This is a genomic window from Acinetobacter wuhouensis, assembly GCF_001696605.3.
GTDB classification, from domain to species: Bacteria; Pseudomonadota; Gammaproteobacteria; order Pseudomonadales; family Moraxellaceae; genus Acinetobacter; species Acinetobacter wuhouensis.
In genome coordinates, this window is the sequence record NZ_CP031716.1 from 3,346,309 (window position 1) to 3,372,339 (window position 26,031).

Sequence of the window (26,031 nt, forward strand, 5' to 3'; positions counted from 1 at the left end):
AACAAAATTCATCACATATTGATACTCGAATGTCCTAAATTGCTAATAACTATTTAGGACATTTTTTTATACTTAAAACATAGAGTGTGAAATCAAGATAGAAAAATTAGGACACTGTGATGAAATTATTATCGAAATTAAAAAACAGTAAGATTGGATCGTCTATTCAATATCATATCAAACCACGTAAAGTGAAGTTTGAATGGCAAGATACCCCGATTGATTGGATTCCAAATCAGCCATTTACCAGTTATTTCATTAATGAAATTAACAACATTCTACCTGCGGGTGAGTTTTGGTTCTGCCGTTTATACAACCGCGTATTGCCTAAAGTGACCGATGAAAAATTGGCTGAGGATGTTCGTGCATTCATTCGCCAAGAAGCGATGCATGCTCAAGCCCATGTTTCTGCAAATAAAGAATACCTCACTGTACGTAACATCGATATTCAACGTAACTTAGATGTGATGGATTTCCTTTTTGGTAAATTACTTGCAGATAAGCCATTTGGTCTTAATGTTCCCAAAGTTCTTGATCATCAATGGGATTTATTCCGTGTTGGTATTGTAGCAACCGTAGAACACATGACTTGTGTACTTGGAAAATATGCTCTTTATAATACCGAATGGGAAAAGTTAGGTGCAGATCCGAATATGCTTGATTTGATCAAATGGCATGGTGCAGAAGAAATTGAACACCGTACAGTTGCATTTGATTTATATCGTCACTTAGGTGGTGGTTATATTTCGCGTTATTATCAAAGTGTCATCGCAATCATTGCTATTTTGGGCTTATGGGTCGATGGTGCTGCACATATCATGGGGCAAGACCCACGTTTTGCAGATAAGAAACCTGCCTTTTATAAGCCGTGGATTTGGCGTGAGTGGGCAGCAATTGCACAGAAAGACAATCGCATCATGCCACACCCACTTTGGTTAGTATCACAGCAATTGGGTTATTTAATGCCGTGGTATGATCCTGTTCATGAAGCGAAGACTGAAGATGCTATTGCATATTTAGATCAGTCTCCTGCTGCTAAGCGTGCCTTACCAAAAGTTGCTTAATATAAAACGCTACTAATCAATCATATTAGCCCTATACGAAAACTGCTTCGTCTAGGGCTTTTTTATTAAAAACAGTGTGACATTGACTATATTTTATGCTTAAAATCCAATCGCCTTAATTTATAAGCAAGCATAATGATTAAATTTATACTCAAGTTATTTAATAAGTTTTTCAACTTTAACTCGCATAAATCACAAGAAACAAGCAAGCAACCCTTAGTTTCAACGGATGAACAGCGCATTTCTTATTCACCTCAACTCATCCCATCTTTAAAGCATGATCATCAAAATTTAGTAGAATTATACAGTAAAATTTCAATCCTCCTGCACACACAACGCTATGTAGAAATCGAGGATATCCTCAGTTCACTTAAAACAGAATTTAACCGCCACATCATGCAAGAAAACGTCAGTTTTTATTGTTATTTAGAACAGCAGTTTGCTGATGATGCCAATCACATGGAAACCATTCGCGACTATCGTAAAGAGATGAATGGCATCTCACATGCATTTATTAAATTTATTAAGAAATGGCAAAGTGATGTGATCACTGCACAAAACGCTCAAGCATTTCGAGAGGAATATGATGCTATTGGTGTTGTATTGGCTCAACGAATCAACAGCGAAGAAAATCACTTATACCCTTTATACCACCCTTCTTAAATCTAGCTTTGATCATTCAAATACTCAGTAAATGCCTTAACTAAAAAAATTTAAGACAAATCAAAAAAGCAGGATTCAATCCTGCTTTTTTATGGCGATTCTGTGTCCCATCCTGAAATAAGTTTACACATTAGAGACTTATTCCATTCTTCCTATCCAATAAAAATTAACAACTTAGTTTCTGAACCATTTAAGACGGCTCTCCCATATCTCGCGTATTCCGATCTACTACTACACTGATCATCATATCGCCTTGGACATTCACCACGGTTCGTACAGTATCTAAAATACGGTCAATCGGTAAGAGAATCGCAATCGCTTCAGCAGGCAAACCGACAGACTGTAGCACCATGATCATGGTCACCATCCCTGCACTTGGAATCCCTGGTGCACCCAAAGAGGCAATCATTGCGGTTAAACAGACAATAATTTGTTGGGTAATGGATAATTCCAGCCCCATTAAATTGGCAATAAATAGAGCAGCAGCCGCTTCATAGAGTGCCGTGCCATCCATATTCAACTGTGAACCAAAAGGAATCACAAAACCTGCGATTTGCGGACGTACACCTAGATTTTCTTGAGTACATTTCAAACTTAAAGGCATGGTTGCCGAACTTGAACTAGTGGCAAATGCGGTAATCAACGCAGCACGCGTGCCTTTAAAAAAAGTGATTGGATTCATTTTGCCAAAAATCCACAGCAACAACGGCAATACCACCACGCCATGAAAAATCGTCGTACCTGTCACCACAACGGCGAACTCAGCCAAACGACTGAGAATCGAAATATCTTCAGTGGCGATTAATTTTGCCATCAAGGCAAAAATACCAATCGGGGCAACTTTCATTACCCAACCGACGAGCATCATCATGATGTCGAAAAATTGACGTGCTAACTGTTTTATACCATTAAAACGCTCACCACCCTGCACCAAAGCCAAACCAAGCAACAATGCAAATAAAACCACCGCAAGGACATTCCCCTCACTAAATGCTTTAAATGGATTGATCAATGTATTTTGAATAAAGTTTGTTAAAAAGGAACTCGGTGTCAGTGTATCTGGGCTTTTATGGTTATTCATTGCTTCTTGGAATAATGCAATATCAACACCTTGCCCAACGTTGAATAGATGTGTCGATGCTAAACCTAGAATCAATGCCAAAGTGGTTGTGGTCACACAACACGCCAAAGTAATTTTCCAAACTCGGCTCAGTTGATGCCCTGCTTCCAAGTTAGAAACACCAACTAGGATTGAACTGAAAATCAGTGGTACTAATAGCATTTTCAATAAGCCAATGAAAATGCTACTGGCAATGCTTAAACCATAAATACTGTTCTCTAAAAATTGTGTATTTGGAAATTGATTAAGTAAAAATCCAAAGGCAACACCAAGAATGGCGGCAACAAAAATTTGGGTGTTTAGGCTGATCTTCACGGACAATAACTATATTTATTTTCAGTTTTTAAACTATGCCATTGAAGTTATTTAGAATCGAGCATTTTTTTGTCACAAGCTCTGCTTTAAAATAGAAAAGCCATCTCGAAAGATGGCTTAGTTCTAGTGAAATAGAATCACAACTTATCTTGGTTCAATTTCACGGGTACGCATCAAGCCTTCTTGAACTGTACTACACACCAACTCACCACCTTGCCACATACGACCATGGCTCAAACCACGAGAACTTGCTGTCACCGTGGCTTCCATGTCGTACAACATCCATTCATCTGCTTTCACTGGCTTATGGAAATAAATTGCGTGGTCAATACTGGCGATTTGTAAACTTGGAGTTAAATAGCTCACGCCATGCGGACGCAAAGCGGTGGTCATAAATGAATAATCTGAATAGAACGCAATGATCGCTTGATTCAATGCCACATCATTCGCCAATTCTGGAGGAAGCTTGTCATAAGCTTTCATATAATAAGCATTAGACGGCGCTTCAGGCTGTGGCTGAAAAGGATTGCCAATATTGATTGGGCGAATATCGACTTGGCGTGGACGCATAAATGCAGTACGCACATTTTCAGGAATAAAACTAATTAAATTCTCTTTCAGTTCTTGCTCTGATTTTAATTCTTCTGGTGCAGGATATTCAGGTTCAGCAATTTGATAATCCAAACCTTCTTCTGGTGTTGCAAATGACACCATTGCTGAGAAAATAGTACGACCGTGTTGAATGGCACGCACTTGACGGCTTAAAAAGCTTTTACCATCACGTAAACGATCCACTTCATAAATGATCGGTGCATTAATATCACCGCCATATAAGAAATAAGCATGTAAAGAATGCACTGGACGGTCAGCGGTATAAGATGCCGCACGTAATGCCTGACCTAAAACTTGCCCACCAAAAACACGCTTACCGACAAGGTTACGGCTTTGTCCACGGAAGATATGTTCTTCAAGTTTTTCAAGGGTTAACAGCTCTACAAGCTCTTGGGTTAAAGCATTCATAAATGACCTTTCAGTATGCTGACGATGTTCAAGCGAGTTGAACAAGGTTTTCATATTCTAGAGAATGGCTCTATTTTGCCATAAATTCTGAGCAATACACTAAAGTTTCATAGACGCTCATGTCACTTCTCATGCACAGTCAGATTGTTTAAAATAAGTTTTTAAAAGATAAAATCTACCCAGAGATAGTCAATTTGTCTGAAAATGACATGCTGTTCTGTGGTTAAATTATAGAAAATATCACCTTATGCGCTTTATCGCGTTATTCACCATTGGCTAGGAGTATTTATGTCCAAGAGTGGCTTTGGTCAAATGTATCGTCGACTTTCGAGTAAAATACTTGACCTCGTGGTAACACCACATGTTCTTGGAGAGGTTCCTACAGAAACTCCACCTCTAGACAACACAGCTGAAAATACTGAAGTAAATACAAGTAAGCAAAAAATTGTTTGCTATGTACTGCAAAATCATTCTCGTAGTAATGCTTTGGTGGTCGATGGTGAAACACGTCGTTTAAAACTACCGCCTGCATTGGATTCTTTTATGATTGGAAACAATCGTGAAAAGGCAGCGGTGATTTTCCTACAGCATCAAGATGAAAATAATTATTTCAACCCACCGACACATAGTTTTCCACCACGCTTATTGCGCTTAGTTGAAGCATTAGATCAAAACCCAGATTTAGACATCGAGTTGGTTCCTGTGACGATGTTGTGGGGACGCTCACCAGATAAAGAAGATTCACTATTTAAACTTTTATTTACCGATACTTGGGCAACGCCAAGTAAGGTTAAGCAGTTGGTGAATATAGGCGTTCATGGTCGTCAATCATTTATTGAATTTCATGAAGCAAAATCACTCCGTGAGTTGGTTGGCGATGCGCAAGAAAAGCATCCAAATGTTTCGCCTGTCACTTGTATTGTCAATCAACTGAATGATTTCCTTGATCGTCAACGTGAGGTGATTCTAGGTCCTGACTTGTCTGACCGTCGCAATGTCATGCAGTCTTTAATCAAAGCACCTGATGTACAAGACGCGATTCGTAAGGAAAGCGTCCGTTCAAAAATCAGCATGATTGATGCAGAGCGTAAAGCGATTGGCTTTGTCAATGAAATTGCTTCTGATTATTCAGCTTCAACGGTTCGTTTTGCTGAACGTGCGCTGACACGTTTATGGACGCAACTCTATGACGGTGTAGAAGTACATAACTTCAATACAGTCCGTGAGCTCGTCAAAGACTATGAAGTGATTTACACGCCATGTCACCGTAGCCATATCGACTATTTATTATTGTCTTATGTGATTTATAAACGTGGCTTGATGGTGCCGTATATCGCTGCGGGTGATAACTTAAATATGCCATTTGTAGGGCAAATTTTACGTGGTGGTGGCGCATTCTTTATTCGTCGTTCATTCCGTGGCAATGCGCTTTATACTTCGGTATTTAAAGAATATTTATTTAACATTCTGTCACGTAATACACCGCTTGAATATTTCATCGAAGGCGGGCGTTCACGTACTGGTCGTTTGCTTCCACCTAAAACGGGTATGCTGGCAATGACCGTACATGGTCATTTACGTGAAAAAGCAAAGCCAATTGTATTTATTCCAACTTACGTGGGTTATGAGCGTTTGATGGAAGGCGCGACCTATGTCGGTGAGATGAATGGTAAAGCCAAAGAGTCTGAGTCGATTTGGGGTATTGTTCAAACCTTGAAAAAGATTGAACGTATCTTCGGTCGTGTGCATGTTAACTTTGGTGAACCTGTTTTCTTAGATGATCTATTAAAACAACACGGCGCAGATCAAATCAAAATTGAACATAATGATGATCCAATTCCGCAAGAAATTTCGGATGCTGTGAATAGCTCAGCCAATGCGATCTTGGAAAATATCAACCGTGCTGTGGTGATCAACCCTGTTTCGTTATTGTCTTTAATTTTATTGGCAACACCGAAGCATACGCTAGATGAAGATATTTGCGTAAAACAGCTCGATACTTATCGTAATTTGTTGACTGCGATTCCGTATGATGGTCGTACGCAAGTCACACCACTTTCAGGTAAAGAAATCATTGCCTATGGTTTAAAACTGAAATTGATCAAGCGTGTACAACACGTATTGGGCGACATTATTGCGATTGAAGATAATCAAGCGGTATTGCTGACTTATTTCCGCAATAACATTTTACATGCCTTTGTTTTACCATCGCTCATTGCTGCTTTGGTTGAACATAATGGTAAGATCAGTAAGGCTGATTTGCTCAATGTGATTCGTACTTTATATCCATTCTTAAAAGCTGAATTGTTCTTAAAATGGAAAGACAGTGAAATCAATGCTCAAGTTTCTGAATATATTGATGCTTTGGCACAAGCGAATTTAATTTTTGTCGATGATGAAGATTTGATTTTCTGCCCTGCACCAAATTCGGAAGATCATAATCAGTTGAAAGTATTGGCTGCACCTGTACGTCAAAGTCTTGAGCGTTATTACATGACTTTGGCATTAATCACGCAACGTGGTTCAGGCAATATTTCAATTCGCCAAGTTGAAGAATTGAGTCACTTGGTCGGTCAGCGTTTGTCTGTGTTGTATGAGTTCAATTCGCCTGAGTTCTTTGATAAAGCCTTATTCCAGAGCTTTGTGAAAGTGTTGACTGAGCAAGGTTATATCAAGACCAATGAAGATCATGCGATTGTGTTTGATGCCCAGTTCCGTAATGTGGCGCAGTATGCCAACTTGGTGTTGGATGATGTCACTTTGCAAATGTTGCAACATATCACGTCATTTACCGATGATGAGTTAAAAGAAGCGTTAGATGCTTTGGCTGCTCAACAAGCGAAGAAACGCTTGAAGCGGAAGAAGAAGTAAATCCTTGTAAATTCCCTCTCCTTTTAGGAGAGGGCTAGGGAGAGGTTATCATATTATTTTCTCCCTAAATGAAACTACTACATTAACTCATAACAACAAAAATATTTTTAAATTTTGAACCAATAGAAACAACTAATAACCCTGAGTAGACCGATAAAAATATAATACAAGTAAATAAGAATTTTAGGTAAAGTACATTAATTAGAAAAGTTAAGAAACAGGCTACCAATAATATTAAAAGTGATAAACATGCTCTAAAAGTGATGCTAACTAATACACCATATTGCCCATTACTCCTCATATTTTGAATTAGTGTTCTATCCATAACTGCAGTTAATAAACTTACAGCACCTATTAAAAAGCCTAACAAAGTTCCTGCAATACCTGCTAACATTTTAATAAATTCATATGGTCCATTACTCTCTTTCAATAAAGTAAGGTAATCTGCACCATATATCCAAAATAATACAGCACAAATTAATGACACAATAAAAGGTATTAACTTCCTAATCTGTGTGAATGTTGAGGTACTCATTTATATCTACCTCCGCATCTAGGTAAGCATCATGTATTAATTTATATAAAGACACTCGTGGAATATGTCTTCCTGAAGTTTCAATTTTCCTAGTACGCTTAATTCGTTCAGCAATTAAATCAATTGGACTAATGACTCCACCTTCATCAATTATTGCAAATAACTTCTGTGGATCATATTGTCTAAATGTTCTTAAAGCATTTTTTGCTCCTTGAAGTCGCTTTATTCCACCATTAAATCTTCTATCAACAGCTATTTTGATATCAAGATAATCACCATCCATCCTATCTAACAACTCCAAAGAATCTTTCGCAAAATCATCAGCTTCAGGTAGTAGTGATCCTAGACAGTATCGTGGACAATCGATCCCTCTAAATTCTTGAAATATTTCTGTTCAAAGGCTTCTGGACTTAACCAGCCGTTTGCAGAATGCCTTCTGACCCGATTGTAATAAATCTCAATATAATCAAACAAGACCGCATTCGCCTCTTTTCGAGTCGAAAACACACTGCCATGTACCACATGACCTTTTAATGTATGAAAGAAGCTTTCAGTCACTGCATTATCCCAACAGTTTCCACGTCTAGACATACTCTGAGTACAATCATTTTTCAGTAACAGCGCTCTAAAATCACGACTACAGTACTGTGAGCCTTGGTCCGAATGAACCATAACACCAGTTGGATAACCCTGACGAGCCATTGCATAGTTAAACGTATCACACACCAACTGGCGGTCTATTCGATGGCTGGTTTGCCACCCCACGATACGACGGCTAAATAAATCTAGCATCACACATAAATACAACCAACCTTCTTTAGTGCGGATATAGGTAATGTCTGTTGTCCAGACTTTATTAGGCTGAGTAACTGTAAATTGGCGATCCAACAAGTTGGGTGCTGTAGGCAAACGATGGGTTGAATCAGTCGTATGCTTGTATTTACGCGCAATCCTGCTACGTAAACCAAGCTTTTTTAGCATCCTTCCAATAGTACGTTCGCTCATGTTGTAACCTAAATCATGCATGTCATGTACTAATGAAGGTGCACCCAATCGTGCATGATGCTGCCAATATACGGCTTTTAAGTCATTATATTTCTGTGCCGTATTGGCTTGACGTTTTCGCCAGGCATAATAGCCTGAAGTGCTGACACCTAGGTATTTACAGGCAGAAGATACGGTGACTTCATTCATATCTAGATCTTGAATTACCGTGTACTTTTCTTGGCATGATCTGTTAGAAAGTACACATGCGCTTTTTTTAAGATGTCATTGGCTTCCTTGAGCTGTTTGACTTCTTTCTCTAATTCCACGATCCGCTGTTGTTCTGGTGAAAGTTGACGTTTGCTTGAACCTGCCGGATTGGTTTCACGAATCCATTTATCTAATGTTGAATAACCCACACCTAATTTCTGGGCGATTGCAGCTACAGACTCGTGTGAGTTTGAAAGTGCATAATCAATCGCTTGCTGTTTAAATTCGGGACTAAAACGTTTAGCCATTTCTTGAATCTCCAAAGATTAAAGTTACGTTATCTTTAGAGGGACGTGCTGTCCATTATTTTGTCTAGGATCATAGATCAGGATTGTTAGGTTTAGGAATTTTTGCAGAAAAAGCAACCAATGTAGAATTAGGATTATTTAATCTCCTAAATTGATCAGAATTTATCATAGTTGATAATTCAACTTTACTTCCCCATAGTGAAGTAAGAGTTTCAGCTAAACGACTGTAATGATTCGCATGAACATTAAAGTGCATAGCCAAAACATTTGAATTTGGATAAAAAATGAAACAATTTTGTTCCACAATACCTTGCCCATCTTGCAAAACTAAATCTTCTTCATCTCCCCCAATTGCACTAATTCTAGGCAAATCATCATCTCGAAATTTTCTAAATGAACCATAAATCCCCCCACTTGTCGTTTCAGATAATTTATATAATTCTCTTGTATAACCTTTATTGGTAAACACCGTTGATATTGCGCCATTTATCATTTCTAAGAAACCGTCATAGGCATTAGTAATCCTACCACCATGCGCTACATGGACTTTGAAAAAGTCCACTCTAATTTGTTTAATTTTAGCCATATTACCTTACAATAACTGATGTGATTTTAACCACTATATATCATTAAAAATTAACTAAGTATATGGAATAACTTATAAAAAAAGAATTAAGTAATTTATTTTTTGCCCAAACCTATCCACCACCACCCTCCTTCGAAAAAATCCTTTTCCCTGTTTCCCTTTCACTCTCCAAAACCAACTCAAGTAAACCCAACTCTCTTTGAATCTTTAAAATCATTTCATGTAAAGGTTGAGGATTATTATTGGTACAAATATAAGATTTTTCAGGATGTTCCACGTGAAGCAAATGCGCTAAGAAACTCGCTAGATCATCGATATGAATCCGATTTGACCAATGAATATTCGGATAACTTTTCGTAGTTTCCGCAAGCTTCACCATTCTCACAGTCGAAGTACCATAAATCCCTGTCGGACGTACAATCACACATTGTTCAGGATAAGCCTGTTGCCACAATTGCTCCATTTTCAAGAGTAATTTCCCTTGTTCATCACTCGGAATCGCTGGCGAATCATCATTAATCATCTCACCGTTATTCTCACCATAAACACGAGTCGATGACACCACAACAATCCGTTTAACAGGATGATTTTTTAAAGCACGTACAATCGGCTGAACAGAATCCACATAAGTCTGTTGATAGGCTTCAACTGAACTTAAAGTCGTATTTCGAGATGGTGCAAGGAGTACATAAACCGCATCAACAGGTTTGATCTGTGACAAATCAAGTTGCTGAATATCCTGAATCAAGTGCTCCGTAAAATCATCCACTTTCGGACTACGGCTCACTGTGGTAATTTGGTGATCTTGTTGAAATAATTGTTTAGCAACACGCTGCGATGTTTTACCATAACCGATAAATAGAATATGCATCAAACGACCTATTCTGAACACTGATCTATGACGATCAAATAAACCAAAGTTGAGGGGACATGGCTGCCGTCCATCAATTGCAAGGGGTTGGCAATGCCGCCGCTGCGCTACTTGAAAAACTGAATATATTCACCACAGACGACCTATTGTTTCATCTGCCCCGTGACTATGAAGATCGTAGCACGATCATTGCCATGAACCAATTGCAGGTTGGGCGAAGTTATCTCATGGAAGGCGTGGTCAAATCCATTGACATGCCACCCGGAAAACGCAAGTCGATGGCGATTCTATTGCAGGATGATTACGGCAAAGTCACCTTACGCTTTTATCATATATATAAAGCATTGATGGATCGTGCCAAAGCAGGCAACCGCTTAAGAATCTTTGGTGAAGTCCGTGTCGGTGCGCGTGGTTTAGAACTGTATCATCCTGAAATACAGCTCATTACCGAACATACACCTTTACCACAAACCGAATTGACCGCCATTTATCCTGCAACGGATGGTTTAACTCAGCCGAAACTGCGTGAATACGTCAAACAAGCACTGAATCATCATGCAGATGATTTGCCTGAACTGTTACCTGAAAAATTCACTAATGGTTATGCACTCAATCAAGCATTGGAATATATTCACCATCCCCCTGTGGATGCCAATATGTTGCAACTGTCGCAAGGTTCGCATCCTGCACAGCAACGCTTAATTTTTGAAGAATTGGTCGCACATCAAATCAGTTTACTGACCCGCCGTGCTTATATTCAGCAAATCGCAGCGCCATCATTTTCCTATAGCAAAAGCTTTGCTAAACAGCTTTTAGCAAGCCTACCTTTTGAAATGACCAATGCTCAAAAACGTGTGTCGAATGAAATTGCCAAAGATTTAAAACAGAACAAACCGATGTTACGCCTTGTACAAGGTGATGTAGGCGCAGGGAAAACATTGGTTGCAGGTGTAGCAGCTTGTCATGCTTTGGAAGAAGGTTGGCAAGTCGCACTGATGGCACCAACGGAAATTTTAGCGGAACAACATTATCTAAACTTTAAAAAATGGTTTGAGCCATTGGGCTTAAATGTGTCATGGCTTTCGGGTAAACAAAAAGGCAAGGCACGTACCGCAGCAGAACAAACCATTAAAGATGGTACGGCAAATGTCATCGTGGGAACACATGCACTTTTTCAGGACAATGTCGAATTTGCCAAACTCGGTTTAGTGATCATTGATGAACAACATCGTTTTGGGGTAGATCAGCGTTTAGCATTACGCAATAAAGGCGTGGACAATACTACCCCACATCAACTGGTCATGACGGCTACACCCATTCCACGTACTTTAGCCATGTCTGCTTATGGTGACCTGGATACTTCGGTGATTGATGAACTACCGCCTGGACGTACACCGATTCAAACCGTGACCATTCCACTTGATCGTCGTGAAGAAGTTTTACAACGCATTGCCAAAAACTGCGCTGAGGGTAAACAAGCCTATTGGGTCTGTACCCTTGTCGAGCAATCTGAAACGCTGGATGCTCAGGCTGCTGAAGCCACTTATGCAGAAATTAAAGGTCGTTTTCCTGAACTCAATATTGGCTTGGTTCATGGAAAAATGAAAGCTAATGAAAAACAATCGGTCATGCAACAGTTTAAAGACAATGAATTACAGCTTTTGATTGCAACTACAGTCATTGAAGTGGGTGTTGATGTACCGAATGCCTCCATTATGGTGATTGAAAATGCCGAGCGTCTGGGGCTTTCGCAACTGCATCAATTACGTGGACGTGTCGGACGTGGTGCAACAGCAAGTTTCTGTGCCTTACTTTATAAAAATCCACTGTCGCAAAATGGTCAGGAGCGTTTACGCATCATGCGTGAAACCAACGATGGTTTTATCATTGCGGAGAAGGATCTGGAAATACGTGGACCGGGTGAATTACTTGGAACAAAGCAAACGGGAGATATGGGCTTCCGTGTCGCCAAACTTGAGCGAGATGATCACTTACTCAACCAAGCCCACCATGTCGCACAACAAGTTTTAAAAGACTATCCTGAAAATGCTGAAGCACTATTGAAACGTTGGTTACCTGAAGCACCGAGATATGCGTATGTGTGATTTAACAAACAGAACTTAATATTAGAAACCTCGAGTAATTTTGCTATCGCGTAAGGCGACATGGATGTCGCCGTCAGGCAAGGGTGATATGGATATCCCCTTTGCCTGACAAAGGATTTTTGTAACTTTTGATCCTTCAAAAGTTAGGCATCGCCTACACAAATACACTTCAACTTTTATCTGAAATATGTGGCTGTGCTAATTCATTATCAATCAATATACCTCAAATTCAAGAATAGATTTATAAGTTCAGTATAGCTATTATTAGAATGGTCAAATCATAAAAAATCAGAATAAAAAATGCTCTCATTCATCAACCAAGTACTCCACAAAAGCGTACAAAGCATCTCCCCTTGCCTACTCTGTGGCATCGACCGCCAACAACAGCATTCACTTTGTAACGATTGCTGGGAACAATTGCCGTGGTACAAACAACACATTGAACGTCATGAACACAGCATCCTTTGCGCACATCATTACGATTTTCCGATTGATCGAATTATCCAAACCTACAAATACGAACAGCAACTGCAATATCAGAATCTGCTCGCACACAGCTTACTGAATTTAAGAACTCCCAAAGTTCACGCCATTGTCCCTATGCCTATTTCCACGGAACGACTCAAAGAACGGGGTTATAACCAAATGTTAATCATTGCGAAAATCATGGCAAGAGAACTGAAAATCCCTGTATGGCAACCCGTGATTCGTGATGCACAACATTCACAAAAAGGCTTAAGTCGGATTGAACGACTGGAAAATATTGAAAACCAATTTCAGATCATAACTACAGAAAAACGTAAGTATAAAAAAGTACTGATCATTGATGATGTAGTCACAACAGGAAGTTCGATTCATGCACTGAGCCAAGCTTTAGAAAAACTCGGCTGTCAGCAGATTTATACCGCATGTATTGCAGCAGGGGGAATTAAACAATCATCTCAACTTGAAGAATCAGAAATCGATGCACAAGAAAATAATTAAGCTAGATTTGCCTTACACCACGGAATCACAACTTCTTTGGTTAATGGTGCAAGTAAAGTCTGCTGATCATCCAAATCAATCCACTTCATTTCTGCAATTTCAGCATCAATCTGCGGTGCTTGATCGAGATTGACCTGATAAACATAACTAATCAACTGATGTCCTGCTTCATTGGCAGCCCGTGTTTCAAAACGCCCAACAAATTGCTCAATTTCAGCCTGTGCACTAATCTCTTCCGCAATTTCACGAATCATGGTCTGCTCAGGTGCTTCATTTGGCTCAAGCTTTCCACCGACTTGCATAAAGAACTGCGTATTCTTCTTACGTACGAGTAGTAATTGATTGTGTTGATTGAGAATAATGGCAGCAGCAACAGTAATGACATTCATAAGATGTATAAAAAATTAAAACACAATATATTGTGATATTAATTCATAAAATATTCAATATATTGTGTTTAAGCATTACCTATATTCTATCATTAAGCCAATTTATCCAGAATTTCACGCTCTTGTGCACCCCATTTAGGCTCAGGCGCTACAAAACGCTCTAACTGTTCTAAAATAACCTCGATTGAATCAGATTGAATTAAAGTGTTGGTAAAGCGACTTTTGGTGAATCCTTTATCTGTACTTAACTGGATAAATTTAAATAGGTCATCATAAAAACCATTCACATTTAAAAATGCGCAAGGCTTTAAGTGAATGCCCAATTGCGCCCAAGTCCATTGTTCAAAAATCTCTTCCCAAGTTCCAGGACCACCAGGCAAAGCGATAAAACCATCTGCCAACTCAGACATTTTGGTTTTACGCTCATGCATATCTTTCACTGTATACAGCTCAGTGAGGTGAGGATGGGCCAATTCAGCATCCACCAAGTTTTGTGGAATAACACCGATGACCTTACCACCTTTTGCCAACGCACTGTCAGCAACCAGTCCCATTAGCCCTGAACGACCACCACCATAAACCAATGTTTTCCCTTGCTTGGCGATAGTTTCACCAGTCAGTTTCGCTATATCAGCAAAGATCTGATCAGTACCTAATGATGAACCACAAAAAATAGCAATAGAATTCATAAATTTAACCTAAGTTTAATTTAACCATGTTACAAATAAAGACAAGCGATCAAGATTTTTTTTACAAAAGAGCGATGTAATCAGTGTTTTTCCTAAAATCCTTGTCTAAAATACACACATCAAATTGACACTACACTGCGCAAGGGAGAAAAGACACTATGCTTGAAGCCTTTTACGCCACTGAGCGCGGTAGCTTAGAAGATGCAACCATTAATGGAGGATTTGATCTACACCCTGAATTGGTGTGGGTTGACCTTATTGCGCCTTCATCAGAAGAACAAGAGTGGGTTTTAGAAGCCTATGAGCAAAACTTACCGACGCTAAAATCCTTAGAAGACATTTCTTCATCAGCTCGATTCTACCGCGATGATGACGGTATTCTACATATCAGTACCTATTTTTTAACAAAAAATAAAAATTACCAAGTTGAAGGTGATCCTGAAGACACCTCTAATATGCTTGCCAATGTACAAACAGTAGCGTTCATTCTTCATAAAGATCGACTGTTTACCCTACGTGGGGAAAAGCTCGTTGCGTTTCGTGCATTCCGTGCACGCGCACGTCGCAATGATTATGAAATCGATTATAAAGACCCTACGTGGATTCTATTAGGCTTACTTGAAGCAAAGCTAGATGAGCTTGCGGATATCTTGGAAGATATCCACAGAGACTTAGAATCTTACTCAACTGAAGTCCTCAACGTACGTCATCGTGAACAAATCTTAGATTTGGATGACATGATTACCCGTTTAGCACAGAAAGAAGACATGCTCGGTAAAGCACAACTGTGTTTGATCGATTTACGCCGTGTACTGACCTTTTTATCGCGCCCACGTGCATTAGGTAGTCACATCTATGACGCGGACATCCGAGAGCTCAGTGAAGACGTACGATCACTGGTTGAGCATGATGCATTCTTATTCCAAAAAGTGCGATTCTTACTCGATACCACTTCTGGATTCATTAACACTGAACAGAACGATACGATTCGTCGATTCTCCATACTTCCAAGTATGCTTGCGCCACCGATGCTCATTGCCAGTATTTATGGGATGAACACGGAGGTTTTACCTTTTGCACATGGCACGACCAGTTTTTATGTCGTCATTACAATTCTAGTTGCATTCTTCGTTGGACCACTGATTTACTTCAGATGGAAAAAATGGATTTGAGCAAGCTTTGAAGCATTGCTTCAAAGCACAGCGCAAGAAACGCACCTTATTTATTAAACATCAATTTAAATCCAATAAAAAAGCACCTTTCAGTGCTTTTTTATTTTTACAGTCAGATTAAATTTAAATCATCTTGTAAATGACAGGCTTGAATGATCTTCATCATTTTTTCAGGCACTGCTTTAAACTGTAAGCCTTGCAAATTAGGAGTCTGTCTCAACCATTGGACAAATACCGACAATGCCAAAGTGCTTCCATGTTCAAGCTGAGATAAGTTTACTGTAAGCGGAAAACTCTTTTCACTTTGAATTATCTTCAAACCACTCAAATAATAGTTCTCAGCATTTTCGTAAGCAATTTTACCACTGACATATAGTTCTTGATTTTTAAACTCAATCACTCGCGTACACCTATCTCAATTATGGGCTTATTTTTTTACAGCTGCATCTGCATCTGGCTCAAATGTTGCAATCGCTTTATCAAGGTTACCGCCATTACGTTTTACGTTCGCAGCAAACTGATTACGGAATTGCAAACCAAGATCGATACCCGACACATTCAAATTACGAACTTTCCACTGGTTACCCGCATCAGACAATTGGAATGACACAGGGATTTTTTCACCTTTGTTATTAAAATCAATTGTCACGACAGGAAATTTGCTCGTAGTCGCTTTATAAGGGCGCATGGTATAGCTTTGGTTTGAATACTTCGCAAATGCACTACCATAATTTTCAATTAAAGTATTACGGAAGTTTTGTTCAAACTGAGCACGTTGCGCAGGTGTACTACTGTTTGCATAAGTCCCCATTACGATACGAGTGAATGCTTGACCATCAACATAAGGATCAAGGTTTTGACGTACAATGGATTTCACTAATGCCGGATTGCTTTGTAATTTTGTATGATCTGCTTTCAAACGCGTAATTAAGCCATCAGCAACACGTTTAACAAAAGCTGGCGGAGCTTCAGCAGGCGCAGCTTGAGCAGCAGTTGCAACCATAGTAGCCAAAATACTAGCTGTAAAAGTTTGTTTTAAAAGCATATTCATTTCAAATAACTCCTCTAATGCTTATTCAACGAATGACGTTTGTGCATCAGTTGTTTCAGTAGATGCAGAATGATCTTGTTCAGATGTATCTGCTTTATCCGATGATTTCCCTGCACCACCCGTGATAAATTTGCTAATCAGATCTTCCAGATCCATAGTACCCTGTGTATTGGCAACACTTTCACCACGTTTGATGTAAGTCAATCCACCACCTGGTACAACTTTGAGGTATTTCTCACCCAACAAACCATTTGTCGCAACCATAATATAAGCATCTTCATCAATATTGGTGATGGAGCTCATGTTACTTAACAGTTGCTTTTCCATTTCTTTTTGTTTCTCAGGTGTTGCCGCTTGATAGTCTGCGCTATAGCGCAAATCACCGATAAGGTTTTCTTTCACTTTCTCAAGCTGTTTCGCATTGAAAGAAGTCAACGAGCCATCCAATGAGAAATTCACAGTCGCTTGACGTGTTACAGGGTCAAGTGTGATTGAGTCAACCTGTCCAATCTTCACACCGCTCATGGTCACTTTGGCACGAGGCTTCAAACCATTGACATTGTCAAATGTTGCGGACATTTCATAACTGTCTTTTAAATTTGTACCAACTAAACCACTGACTTTCATAGCCAAGAAAAATAGCGCAATACCGAAGATGATGACAAAAACACCTACGGCCAACTCACTTGTACGTGATTTCATTAAACACCTCCGAACATGACCGCAGTCAACACGAAATCAAAACCTAAAACACATAAAGACGAATACACAACAGTACGTGTCGTAGATGTTGCAATACCCTCAGACGTTGGCTCACAGGCATAGCCTTGATACACCGCAATCCAAGTACAAATTAAAGCGAATACCAAACTTTTGATGATGGTACCGTTGAATACATCTTTCATAAATTGGGTACTACTGAGAATACCACTCCAGTAAGACCCTTCATCTGCACCGAGAAAATCGACACCGACCATTTTACCGCCCATGATACCAATAGCAGCAAAGATCACAGACAACATCGGTAAACTTACAATGCCTGCCCATAAACGTGGTGAAATCACACGTTTTAAAGGATCCACACCGATCATTTCCATACTAGACAATTGCTCAGTGGCTTTCATTAAGCCAATTTCTGCAGTTAATGCAGAACCTGCACGACCTGCAAATAGTAAGCCCGCAACAACTGGAGCAAGCTCACGTAATAAGGTTAACGATACCGCCGCACCCAACATTGCCTCGCTGCCTAAAGTGACGAGAATGTTATACATCTGCAAGCCGAGTACCGCACCAATGAACAAGCCCGATACGGCAATGATCAAGAACGACAGTACGCCGACTCGATACATTTGATAAATAAAAAGTTTTACACCTAACCATGTGGGCATTGAAAATAAAATGCGCAACAACATCAGTGTTGCAACACCAATACCCTCTACACGTTCTAGAACGCGTCGACCTAATAAGGCAATTGCATTCATGAACCGACCTCATTACTTAAATAGGCTTGATGACTAAATTGATAATCTACAGGCCCTTCAATTGAACCCGTTAAAAACTGTTGTACAAACGGAGAAGCATGTTGTTTTAATTCTTCTGGTGTGCCCTCACCTTGTACTTTGCCTTCTGCAACGACATAAATATAATCAGCAATTGATAATGTTTCATCAACATCATGCGACACAATAATCGTCGTTAAATCTAGGGCTTCACGTAATGAACGAATCAACCGCGTTAAAACCCCCATCACAATCGGGTCTTGCCCTGCAAAAGGTTCGTCATACATGATCAAATCTGGATCAAGTGCAATCGCACGGGCCAAAGCCACGCGACGATTCATCCCACCTGAAAGTTCAGCAGGCATCAGTTTTTCAGCACCACGTAAACCTACTGATTCCAACTTCAGCGCCACTAATTCTGCAATTAAATTTTCTGGCAGTTTAGTATGCGCTCGAATTGGGAAAGCTACATTTTCATAGACTGTCATGTCTGTAAATAATGCACCACTTTGAAATAACATACCCATACGCGCACGCGCGGCAAAAAGCTCACCACGTGACATTGACGCAATATTCTTTCCATCAAGGAGCACTTCACCCGAATCTGGCGTCAATTGACCGCCAATCAAGCGCAGTAAAGTGGTTTTACCCGTACCCGATGGCCCCATGATTGCGGTAATTTGTCCACGACGAATCTGTAAACTGACATTATCGTAGATAACGCGTTCACCTCGGTTAAAGCTTAGATTTTTGACTTCTATTAAAGCTTCAGCTTCGGCATAACTTTGCTTATTCATAGCCGAACATTTTCCTGCATTTATCAGCACACATACTATACTCTGAAATGGCTATTATTTTGTAATTAAAAGATAATGGGAGGGATCAAATCTACGTATTCTGATCTATTTTTAGGTCATTTAGCGTGTTTTTCTTTTTATTTAGATTATAAAAAATAAGTTAGATAGGAAATCAAAAAATCTCTCAAGCTAAAATAAGGCTATAAATAAGATAGCAAAGATTCGATACCAATAAAGTAGAAAAAATATATAGCATCACGATTCCAAAAATATTGTTAGTGCTTGCCAAATTCAACATGCTATAAACCACATTTAACGATTATTTAAAAAAAATTGAACCAATTCACAATTATTCTAGCAAATATTTTCTATGTTGCAATAAAAAACCAGCCCTAAGGCTGGTTTTTTTAAATTTTATCCGATTAGTCGTTAAATTTACGACGTGGACGATCTGAACCAAACTCACGTTTTGGACGATCATCACCAAAAGTACGTTTTGGACGATCTTCGCTAAATTCACGACGTGGACGGTCATTGTTAAATTCGCGACGTGGGCGGTCTGAATTAAACTCGCGACGTGGACGATCTTCACCACCGAATGAACGTTTCGGACGATCGTTGAAGTTACCTTCGCGACGTGGTTTATAGTCTACGCTGTTACCACGGTTGTCATCATTTGAGTTAAAACGCGGCTTATCATTAAAACCACCTTCACGACGTGGGCGATCATTGTTGAACTCACGACGTGGACGATCTTCGAAACCACCTTCACGGCGTGGGCGATCATTGTTGAACTCACGGCGTGGACGATCTTCAAAACCACCTTCACGACGTGGACGGTCATTATTAAATTCGCGACGTGGACGATCTTCACCAAACGTACGTTTTGGACGATCATCGCCATAAGATGGGCGATCACCACGTGGTTTATCATCGAAGCTACGACGTGGACGATCATCACCGCCTTCACGACGTTTGAAGTTTGATTCACCTTCAAAACGACGACCACCACCGAAACCGCCACGACCGCCATCACGACGACCGCCACCGTTACGACCACGACCATCACGGCTACCGCGTGCAGGAGGTGGAGATGGCTCTAAACCTTCGATTTCAGAAACACTTAAACGCGCTTCTAAGTAATCTTCTAAAGCACGGATTTTACCGCGTTCACGGTAAGTTGCTAAAGTGATTGCTTTACCAGTACGACCCGCACGACCTGTACGACCAATACGGTGTACATAATCTTCATTCTTCATTGGAAGACCGAAGTTGATCACGTGAGAAATTGTTGGTACGTCAAGACCACGAGCCGCCACATCTGTAGCAACTAGGATTTTTGCACGACCTTCACGGATACTGCGTAAACGACGGTTACGTACAGTTTGTGGCATTGCACCGTGAAGTGCTACAACTGAAAGACCTGCTTCAGAAAGTTCTTCTGCAAGCATATCTGTGTCTTCTTGAGTTGAAGCGAATACAACTGCTTGATCAACATCTTCTTCATTTAACCAATGGGTAAGCAATTTTTTCTTATGCTCAAAGCCATCAGTCCAATGTAAAGTTTGGGTGATGTCAGTATTGGTAGAGTGACCTGTTTCAATTGCAATACGTTCTGGATCATTCATCATGCGTTCAGCAAGGTTAATGATACGTGGTGCAAATGTTGCAGAGAACATCAATGTTTGTTTACGGTTTAACGCTAAATCGCTGATAGCTTCTAAGTCTTCAGAGAAACCTAGGTCAAGCATACGGTCAGCTTCATCGACAATTAAAGCATCAACTTTATCAAGTTTGATTTGACGACGGTTTACAAGGTCAAGTAAACGACCAGGAGTCGCAACAACGACTTGCGCGCCTTTTAATTGTTGGATTTGTTTACCGAAAGGCATACCACCCATGATTGCAGCAACACGTACACCTTTCATGTGACGTACAAATGCAATCGCGTCTTGACACACTTGTTGTGCAAGTTCACGTGTAGGTGAAATTACCAAGATATTTGGTTGTGTAACTGCTTTCATACGTTCTTTAAACGGTACAAAAGTTTCTTGACCAGCTAAAGCGTTTAACGTAGGAAGTAAGAATGCAGCAGTTTTCCCTGAACCAGTTTGGCTTGATACTAAAAGGTCTTTACCTTCTAAAGCCGCAGGGATAGATTGTTCTTGAACAGGAGTAGGCGTAGTAAAGCCAAGAGATTCAAGTGCTTTCTGTAAAGACTCGTCTAAAGAAAAATCAGCAAAAGTTTTGCTCATAGAGATATTCACCCGAATGTGGGTGCTCCATTAAATATATATGGTCTGATGGACATCGGCAAAAAGCGGCACAGCAATAATCGCTGAAAATATAGAATCAGCGGCGATCCGAGAACGACGATGCGTATAACGCACATTTGATTACAGCCGCAACCTGAAGGAATCGCTTTAGCGATTGGGTGGGGCGCGATATAATGTCCTCTCTTGGGACCGGACGCGCATACACAATATAGAAGGAATGTTCAGGTAATGAACGAAATTTAGTGCGTGCGCGGAGTATAGCAGAATTTAAAATAATGTCACGAAGTTTTATTGTTTTTTCCTGTGAGTGATCATTCGCTTGATTAAAGCTGATTATCTTATGGAGCCTAAAGTACTGAATTGTGGATTAGGATTGTTTTAATAAACTATACAAGACAAAGGAATAAACGAGATTTTCATAAAGCCCTTCTCCCTCTCCTCTCAGAAGAAGGGACATCCAATACATTTCAAAACAAAAAACTTAAAGATATATAACCGAAAATATAAAAATCATCCGCATAAAAAAGCCCTCATTCACATGAAGGCTTTTCAAAACTCAATCTACACAAATAATTAAAAATTATTTCGCAGCTTCACCCCAAGCAGGAACAACTTGTTGCATCAATGGTTTTAACATTTTCATAGAACATGCGATCACTTGACCATTTTCCATAGAATCTGAACCACCACGTGCATCAACGACAGTACCGCCCGCTTCTTTCACGATCAACTCGCCTGCTGCGATATCCCAAGGTTTCAAACCAAGTTCAAAATAACCATCTAAACGACCCGCAGCAACATAAGCCAAGTCCAATGCTGCAGAACCTGCACGGCGATATTGTGCACCCGCTTCTGTGACATTCAATAATGAATCAAAATGGTTTTTCGCATAAGAAACCACTTCACCATTACGGATTTTACGGAATGCATGACCAACACCCATGAAAGTATTTTCAAGACTGTCTTTAACATTTACACGGATACGGCGTTGATTCAACATTGCACCACGACCACGGCTCGCAGAGAACAACTCATCTTTCACAGGGTCATAAATAACACCGTGTTGAGTAATGCCTTTGTGTTGAACAGCGATAGATACGCAGAAATGAGGGAAACCGTTAATGAAGTTTAAAGTACCATCTAAAGGATCAATCACCCAACACCAATCAGCGTCGTGACCTTTACCTTCTTGCAGACCAAACTCTTCACCAAGGAAGCTGTGATTTTTATAACTTTTACGAAGCGTATCAATAGTTAACTGTTCAATGTAGCGATCTACACGTGTTACAGGACCATCAATACCTTTTTCTTCGACTTGTAGATCGAGTTTATGACGATTTTGATGCGCTTTTAAAAGCTCTTGACCAACTAATTGAGCCGCACGCGCAGCCATCACCACCATAGGTTCCATTGAACACCCACTACAAATTTGAAGATACTGATAAAGAATAATGCATAAAAGCCCCGACATTTTAGCAAATATCGAGGCTTTTAGGGGAAATTTGTTGCTAAATTTTAGTGTGACTCATTTTTCATGAATATTTACATCAGTTTAGCAGATAGATTTAAATATGCTGAACCAACTTTGTCCAAGCGTGTTCAATTGAATTTTGAATGCCTTTTGCATCCAAACCACAATCTTGCAACATTTCAGCATGACTGGCTTGTGGCAAAAATTCATCAGGCAAACCAAGATTTAATATTGGCTTGAGAATTTGCGCTTGTGCCATAAATTCATTAACAGCACTGCCCGCACCCGCCATCACGGCATGTTCTTCTACTGTCACGAATAAACTGGTTTTGTCTGCCAAATCGCGAATGATTTGCTCATCCAATGGCTTCACAAAACGCATATTGACCACACGTACAGCAAGATCAAGTTTACTCGCAAGTTGTTTTGCAGCTTCTACAGCAACACTGACACGACTACCAAAAGCAAGAATACTAATACATTCATCATGCTCAAGATTAAATTCAGCAACGATTTCAGCTTTACCCATTTCGAGTGCTGTGAGTTGCTGTTGAATTTCAACGCCTAAGCCATTACCACGTGGATAACGCACCGCCGTTGGACCTTGATGTAAATAAGCAGTGTGCAACATTTGACGACATTCATTTTCGTCTTTTGGTGCCATGATCACCATATTCGGTACAGTGCGCATAAATGCATAATCGTATGCACCTGCATGGGTTGGACCATCTTCACCGACCAAGCCCGCACGATCAATTGCAAAAGTCACATCAAGATTTTGCAAAGCAACATCATGAATCAGTTGATCATAACCACGTTGTAAGAAAGTCGAATAGATCGCAACGACAGGTTTTAAACCTTCACACGCCATGCCTGCGGCAAGTGTTACCGCATGCTGTTCTGCAATCGCCACATCGAAATAACGCTCAGGAAATTGTTGTGCAAACTTAACCATTCCCGAGCCTTCACACATCGCAGGGGTAATCGCTAAAAGTTTCTCATCCTGCGCAGCTTCATCACACAGCCATTGCCCAAACACGTCAGAATACTTTGGTGCTGGATTTTTTGAAGATGTTGCGTTTAATTTGCTAATCGCATGATATTTAATTTGATCTGCTTCCGCAGGCCCAAAACCTTTACCTTTCACCGTATAAATGTGAATCAGGCGTGGACCTTTACGTTTTTTTAAGGCATTGAATACTTGTGCCAATTGCTCGACATCATGTCCATCAAATGGACCAAAATAGTCAAAACCAATCGCTTTAAATAGATTATCGGCAGCATCAGTTGCAGATTCATGCAAACGAGAGGTGTAATCCCATTCAGGACAATCTTGTACAAAAGCTTGACCTTGCGCATCAATATTGACGAACTGCCCTTGCTCCCAAATTGAAGCTAGATGCTTGGCAAAGCCACCTGTGCTTTGCGAAATTGACATATCATTGTCATTCAGTACGACCATCATGTCCGCATTGTGAGCAACCGCATCATTCATCGCTTCAAATGCCATACCTGCGGTCATCGCCCCATCACCAACGATGGCAACCACTTCACGTAGAGATTTTTGATAACGACTGGCTAAAGCCATGCCCAAGCCTGCTGAAATTGCAGTCGATGAATGCCCCACACCAAAGGTATCAAATACAGATTCTTCACGTGCAGGAAAAGCCGCCAAACCATTTTTAGCACGAATCGTACGAAGCTGTTCACGGCGACCTGTTAAAGCTTTGTGTGGATAAGCCTGATGACCGACATCCCACACCAAACGGTCTTCTGGCGTATTAAAACAATAATGCAATGCAACAGTGAGTTCGATAACGCCAAGATTAGCGCCAAAATGCCCACCACTTTGTCCGGCAGCATACAAAATAAATTGACGCAATTCGTCTGCGACCTGTGGCAATTGGCTTTGCTCAAGTTGACGTAATTGTTGAGGATGATCAATCGCATCCAACAAAGGCGTTACAGGACGTTGACTAGGTATTTCGGTATACAACATATGTGGCAAAGCCTTCTAAAGCCTGGCAAATCTAAGCTAGGTACACGGGTTAGCATGATCGTGAGACTGAATCATATCACATTCGATCAGCCACATTTATAATGATGCGTCATTGGATGGTTTCCAAATTCGCAAGCGTGTTCGTAGCGTCAATTATCCTGAATAATCTATCTATATATCAACTATTATTGCTTGCTTTGCACAAAAAAGAAATTTTTTATCCCTGACTTCACAATAAAATCACAATACACGATTCTACTAAAGTCCAAGCATTGCGTTATACTTTAACCAATTGCTCAACAAAAATGGAATATTCTGTGCCAATAGCGTTTGTTGCCACTTCTAAATTACCAACTGCTTATGGTGATTTTAAAATTTCTGTATTTCAAGATCCTAAAACTGGCGAAGAGCATGTTGCGCTTTCTAAAGGTTTGGACACTGCGCCCACTGAGCCTGTTCTTGTTCGTATTCATTCAGAATGTTTAACTGGCGATGCCTTTGGTTCTTTAAAATGTGATTGTGGTCCACAGCTGCACAACACCATGAAAATGATGAATGATGCAGGTCAAGGTGTAATTTTATATTTGCGTCAGGAAGGTCGTGGTATTGGTTTGACCAATAAAATCCGTGCTTATGCATTGCAAGATCAAGGACACGATACGGTGGATGCGAATCTGTTATTGAATTTGCCTGCTGATGCACGCACGTATGATATGTGTAGCATCATGCTCGATCATTTACAGGTTAAACAAGTGAAGTTAATTACCAATAATCCTTTAAAGTTAAAGGCATTGACTGATTTAGGCATTGATGTGGTTAAACGTGTCGGCTTGACTGTAGGTTTAAATAAATTTAATGAAGATTATTTAAAAACCAAACATGATCGTATGTCACATATGTATGAGAAAGATGATTTTTAAATATTTTTTTGATTGACCAAATACCCAATAAAAATTCTCAAGAAATTATTACTATCGCGATTGGCGACATGGATGTCGCCGTTGGGTCGGGGTTCAGGACGAACCTCTGACCCAACAGAGGATTTTTGTCAC

General features: G+C 40.0%; 24 protein-coding genes. 7 read left to right on the forward strand and 17 right to left on the reverse strand.

Annotated elements, in window-relative coordinates:
- Positions 1 to 119 precede the first annotated feature (119 nt).
- Together BEN71_RS16685 and BEN71_RS16690 are read left to right on the forward strand one after the other, a co-directional pair.
- Complete coding sequence (locus BEN71_RS16685; RefSeq protein ID WP_068973563.1) at positions 120 to 1,064, forward strand: metal-dependent hydrolase; 945 nt, start codon at positions 120 to 122, stop codon at positions 1,062 to 1,064.
- A 135-nt stretch (positions 1,065 to 1,199) separates the two neighbouring features.
- On the forward strand, positions 1,200 to 1,727 hold the full coding sequence (locus BEN71_RS16690) for a hemerythrin domain-containing protein (RefSeq protein ID WP_086322755.1): 528 nt from the start codon (positions 1,200 to 1,202) through the stop codon (positions 1,725 to 1,727).
- A 190-nt stretch (positions 1,728 to 1,917) separates the two neighbouring features.
- On the opposite strand, the gene BEN71_RS16695 is transcribed toward BEN71_RS16690, so the two are convergent.
- Entirely contained in the window at positions 1,918 to 3,156 is a 1,239-nt protein-coding gene (locus tag BEN71_RS16695; RefSeq protein ID WP_068973636.1) for a dicarboxylate/amino acid:cation symporter, read from the reverse strand.
- Between the two features lie 150 nt (positions 3,157 to 3,306).
- Positions 3,307 to 4,182, reverse strand: coding sequence for an acyl-CoA thioesterase (locus BEN71_RS16700; protein WP_068973635.1), 876 nt, complete (start codon positions 4,180 to 4,182; stop codon positions 3,307 to 3,309).
- A gap of 288 nt (positions 4,183 to 4,470) precedes the next feature.
- Between BEN71_RS16700 and plsB the strand changes: the two genes are divergently transcribed.
- Positions 4,471 to 7,053 carry a glycerol-3-phosphate 1-O-acyltransferase PlsB gene (gene plsB, locus BEN71_RS16705; RefSeq protein ID WP_068973562.1) on the forward strand — a complete coding sequence of 861 codons (2,583 nt, stop codon included), beginning with the start codon at positions 4,471 to 4,473 and terminating at the stop codon, positions 7,051 to 7,053.
- A gap of 82 nt (positions 7,054 to 7,135) precedes the next feature.
- Here the strand turns inward: plsB and BEN71_RS16710 are convergent, their stop codons facing one another.
- From BEN71_RS16710 to BEN71_RS16730, 5 genes are all read right to left on the reverse strand, one after another.
- Positions 7,136 to 7,588 carry a hypothetical protein gene (locus tag BEN71_RS16710; RefSeq protein WP_068973561.1) on the reverse strand — a complete coding sequence of 151 codons (453 nt, stop codon included), beginning with the start codon at positions 7,586 to 7,588 and terminating at the stop codon, positions 7,136 to 7,138.
- A complete protein-coding gene (locus tag BEN71_RS16715; RefSeq protein WP_068973560.1) occupies positions 7,560 to 7,871 on the reverse strand; it encodes a hypothetical protein in 312 nt (103 codons plus the stop codon). The genes BEN71_RS16710 and BEN71_RS16715 overlap by 29 nt, the downstream gene beginning before the upstream one ends.
- 59 nt (positions 7,872 to 7,930) lie before the next feature.
- Positions 7,931 to 9,090, reverse strand: a protein-coding gene (locus BEN71_RS16720) for an IS3 family transposase (protein ID WP_117276768.1) whose coding sequence is annotated in 2 segments (ribosomal slippage) — positions 7,931 to 8,856 and positions 8,856 to 9,090 — 1,161 coding nt in all. Because the reading frame shifts where the segments join, the coding sequence is not laid out codon by codon here.
- Between the two features lie 70 nt (positions 9,091 to 9,160).
- Positions 9,161 to 9,676 (reverse strand): DUF6731 family protein, encoded by a 516-nt coding sequence (locus tag BEN71_RS16725; protein ID WP_068975222.1) that lies wholly within the window; start codon positions 9,674 to 9,676, stop codon positions 9,161 to 9,163.
- Positions 9,677 to 9,788: 112 nt separating this feature from the next.
- Positions 9,789 to 10,547 (reverse strand): NAD(P)H-binding protein, encoded by a 759-nt coding sequence (locus tag BEN71_RS16730; RefSeq protein WP_068975221.1) that lies wholly within the window; start codon positions 10,545 to 10,547, stop codon positions 9,789 to 9,791.
- Between the two features lie 59 nt (positions 10,548 to 10,606).
- On the opposite strand from BEN71_RS16730, the gene recG reads away from it, so the two are divergent.
- Both recG and BEN71_RS16740 read left to right on the forward strand, forming a co-directional pair.
- Complete coding sequence (recG, locus tag BEN71_RS16735) at positions 10,607 to 12,652, forward strand: ATP-dependent DNA helicase RecG (RefSeq protein WP_068975220.1); 2,046 nt, start codon at positions 10,607 to 10,609, stop codon at positions 12,650 to 12,652.
- A gap of 300 nt (positions 12,653 to 12,952) precedes the next feature.
- Complete coding sequence (locus BEN71_RS16740; protein ID WP_068975219.1) at positions 12,953 to 13,636, forward strand: ComF family protein; 684 nt, start codon at positions 12,953 to 12,955, stop codon at positions 13,634 to 13,636.
- On the opposite strand, the gene BEN71_RS16745 is transcribed toward BEN71_RS16740, so the two are convergent.
- Together BEN71_RS16745 and BEN71_RS16750 are read right to left on the reverse strand one after the other, a co-directional pair.
- Positions 13,633 to 14,025, reverse strand: a complete 393-nt coding sequence (locus BEN71_RS16745) for an NUDIX hydrolase (protein WP_068975218.1) — start codon at positions 14,023 to 14,025, stop codon at positions 13,633 to 13,635. The genes BEN71_RS16740 and BEN71_RS16745 overlap by 4 nt on opposite strands.
- Positions 14,026 to 14,117: 92 nt before the next feature.
- On the reverse strand, positions 14,118 to 14,714 hold the full coding sequence (locus BEN71_RS16750; protein WP_068975217.1) for an LOG family protein: 597 nt from the start codon (positions 14,712 to 14,714) through the stop codon (positions 14,118 to 14,120).
- A gap of 158 nt (positions 14,715 to 14,872) precedes the next feature.
- Between BEN71_RS16750 and BEN71_RS16755 the strand changes: the two genes are divergently transcribed.
- On the forward strand, positions 14,873 to 15,886 hold the full coding sequence (locus BEN71_RS16755; protein ID WP_068975216.1) for a magnesium and cobalt transport protein CorA: 1,014 nt from the start codon (positions 14,873 to 14,875) through the stop codon (positions 15,884 to 15,886).
- Positions 15,887 to 15,998: 112 nt separating this feature from the next.
- Here the strand turns inward: BEN71_RS16755 and BEN71_RS16760 are convergent, their stop codons facing one another.
- The 8 genes from BEN71_RS16760 to dxs form a co-directional block, all read right to left on the reverse strand.
- Entirely contained in the window at positions 15,999 to 16,286 is a 288-nt protein-coding gene (locus tag BEN71_RS16760; RefSeq protein ID WP_068975215.1) for a toluene tolerance protein, read from the reverse strand.
- Positions 16,287 to 16,313: 27 nt separating this feature from the next.
- Positions 16,314 to 16,937, reverse strand: coding sequence for an MlaC/ttg2D family ABC transporter substrate-binding protein (locus BEN71_RS16765; protein WP_068975214.1), 624 nt, complete (start codon positions 16,935 to 16,937; stop codon positions 16,314 to 16,316).
- Positions 16,938 to 16,958: 21 nt separating this feature from the next.
- Positions 16,959 to 17,639, reverse strand: a complete 681-nt coding sequence (gene mlaD, locus BEN71_RS16770; RefSeq protein ID WP_068975213.1) for an outer membrane lipid asymmetry maintenance protein MlaD — start codon at positions 17,637 to 17,639, stop codon at positions 16,959 to 16,961.
- Positions 17,639 to 18,418 carry a lipid asymmetry maintenance ABC transporter permease subunit MlaE gene (mlaE, locus tag BEN71_RS16775; protein WP_068975212.1) on the reverse strand — a complete coding sequence of 260 codons (780 nt, stop codon included), beginning with the start codon at positions 18,416 to 18,418 and terminating at the stop codon, positions 17,639 to 17,641. The genes mlaD and mlaE overlap by 1 nt, the downstream gene beginning before the upstream one ends.
- Positions 18,415 to 19,233 (reverse strand): ABC transporter ATP-binding protein, encoded by an 819-nt coding sequence (locus BEN71_RS16780; RefSeq protein WP_068975211.1) that lies wholly within the window; start codon positions 19,231 to 19,233, stop codon positions 18,415 to 18,417. The genes mlaE and BEN71_RS16780 overlap by 4 nt, the downstream gene beginning before the upstream one ends.
- A 422-nt stretch (positions 19,234 to 19,655) precedes the next feature.
- The gene (locus BEN71_RS16785; RefSeq protein ID WP_068975210.1) at positions 19,656 to 21,488 is read right to left on the reverse strand and encodes a DEAD/DEAH box helicase; all 1,833 of its coding nucleotides are present in this window, start codon (positions 21,486 to 21,488) and stop codon (positions 19,656 to 19,658) included.
- Between the two features lie 601 nt (positions 21,489 to 22,089).
- Entirely contained in the window at positions 22,090 to 22,920 is an 831-nt protein-coding gene (locus BEN71_RS16790) for an inositol monophosphatase family protein (protein WP_065994065.1), read from the reverse strand.
- A gap of 154 nt (positions 22,921 to 23,074) precedes the next feature.
- The gene (gene dxs, locus BEN71_RS16795; protein WP_068975209.1) at positions 23,075 to 24,979 is read right to left on the reverse strand and encodes a 1-deoxy-D-xylulose-5-phosphate synthase; all 1,905 of its coding nucleotides are present in this window, start codon (positions 24,977 to 24,979) and stop codon (positions 23,075 to 23,077) included.
- Positions 24,980 to 25,296: 317 nt separating this feature from the next.
- Between dxs and ribA the strand changes: the two genes are divergently transcribed.
- Entirely contained in the window at positions 25,297 to 25,899 is a 603-nt protein-coding gene (ribA, locus tag BEN71_RS16800) for a GTP cyclohydrolase II (protein ID WP_068975208.1), read from the forward strand.
- Positions 25,900 to 26,031 lie beyond the last annotated feature (132 nt).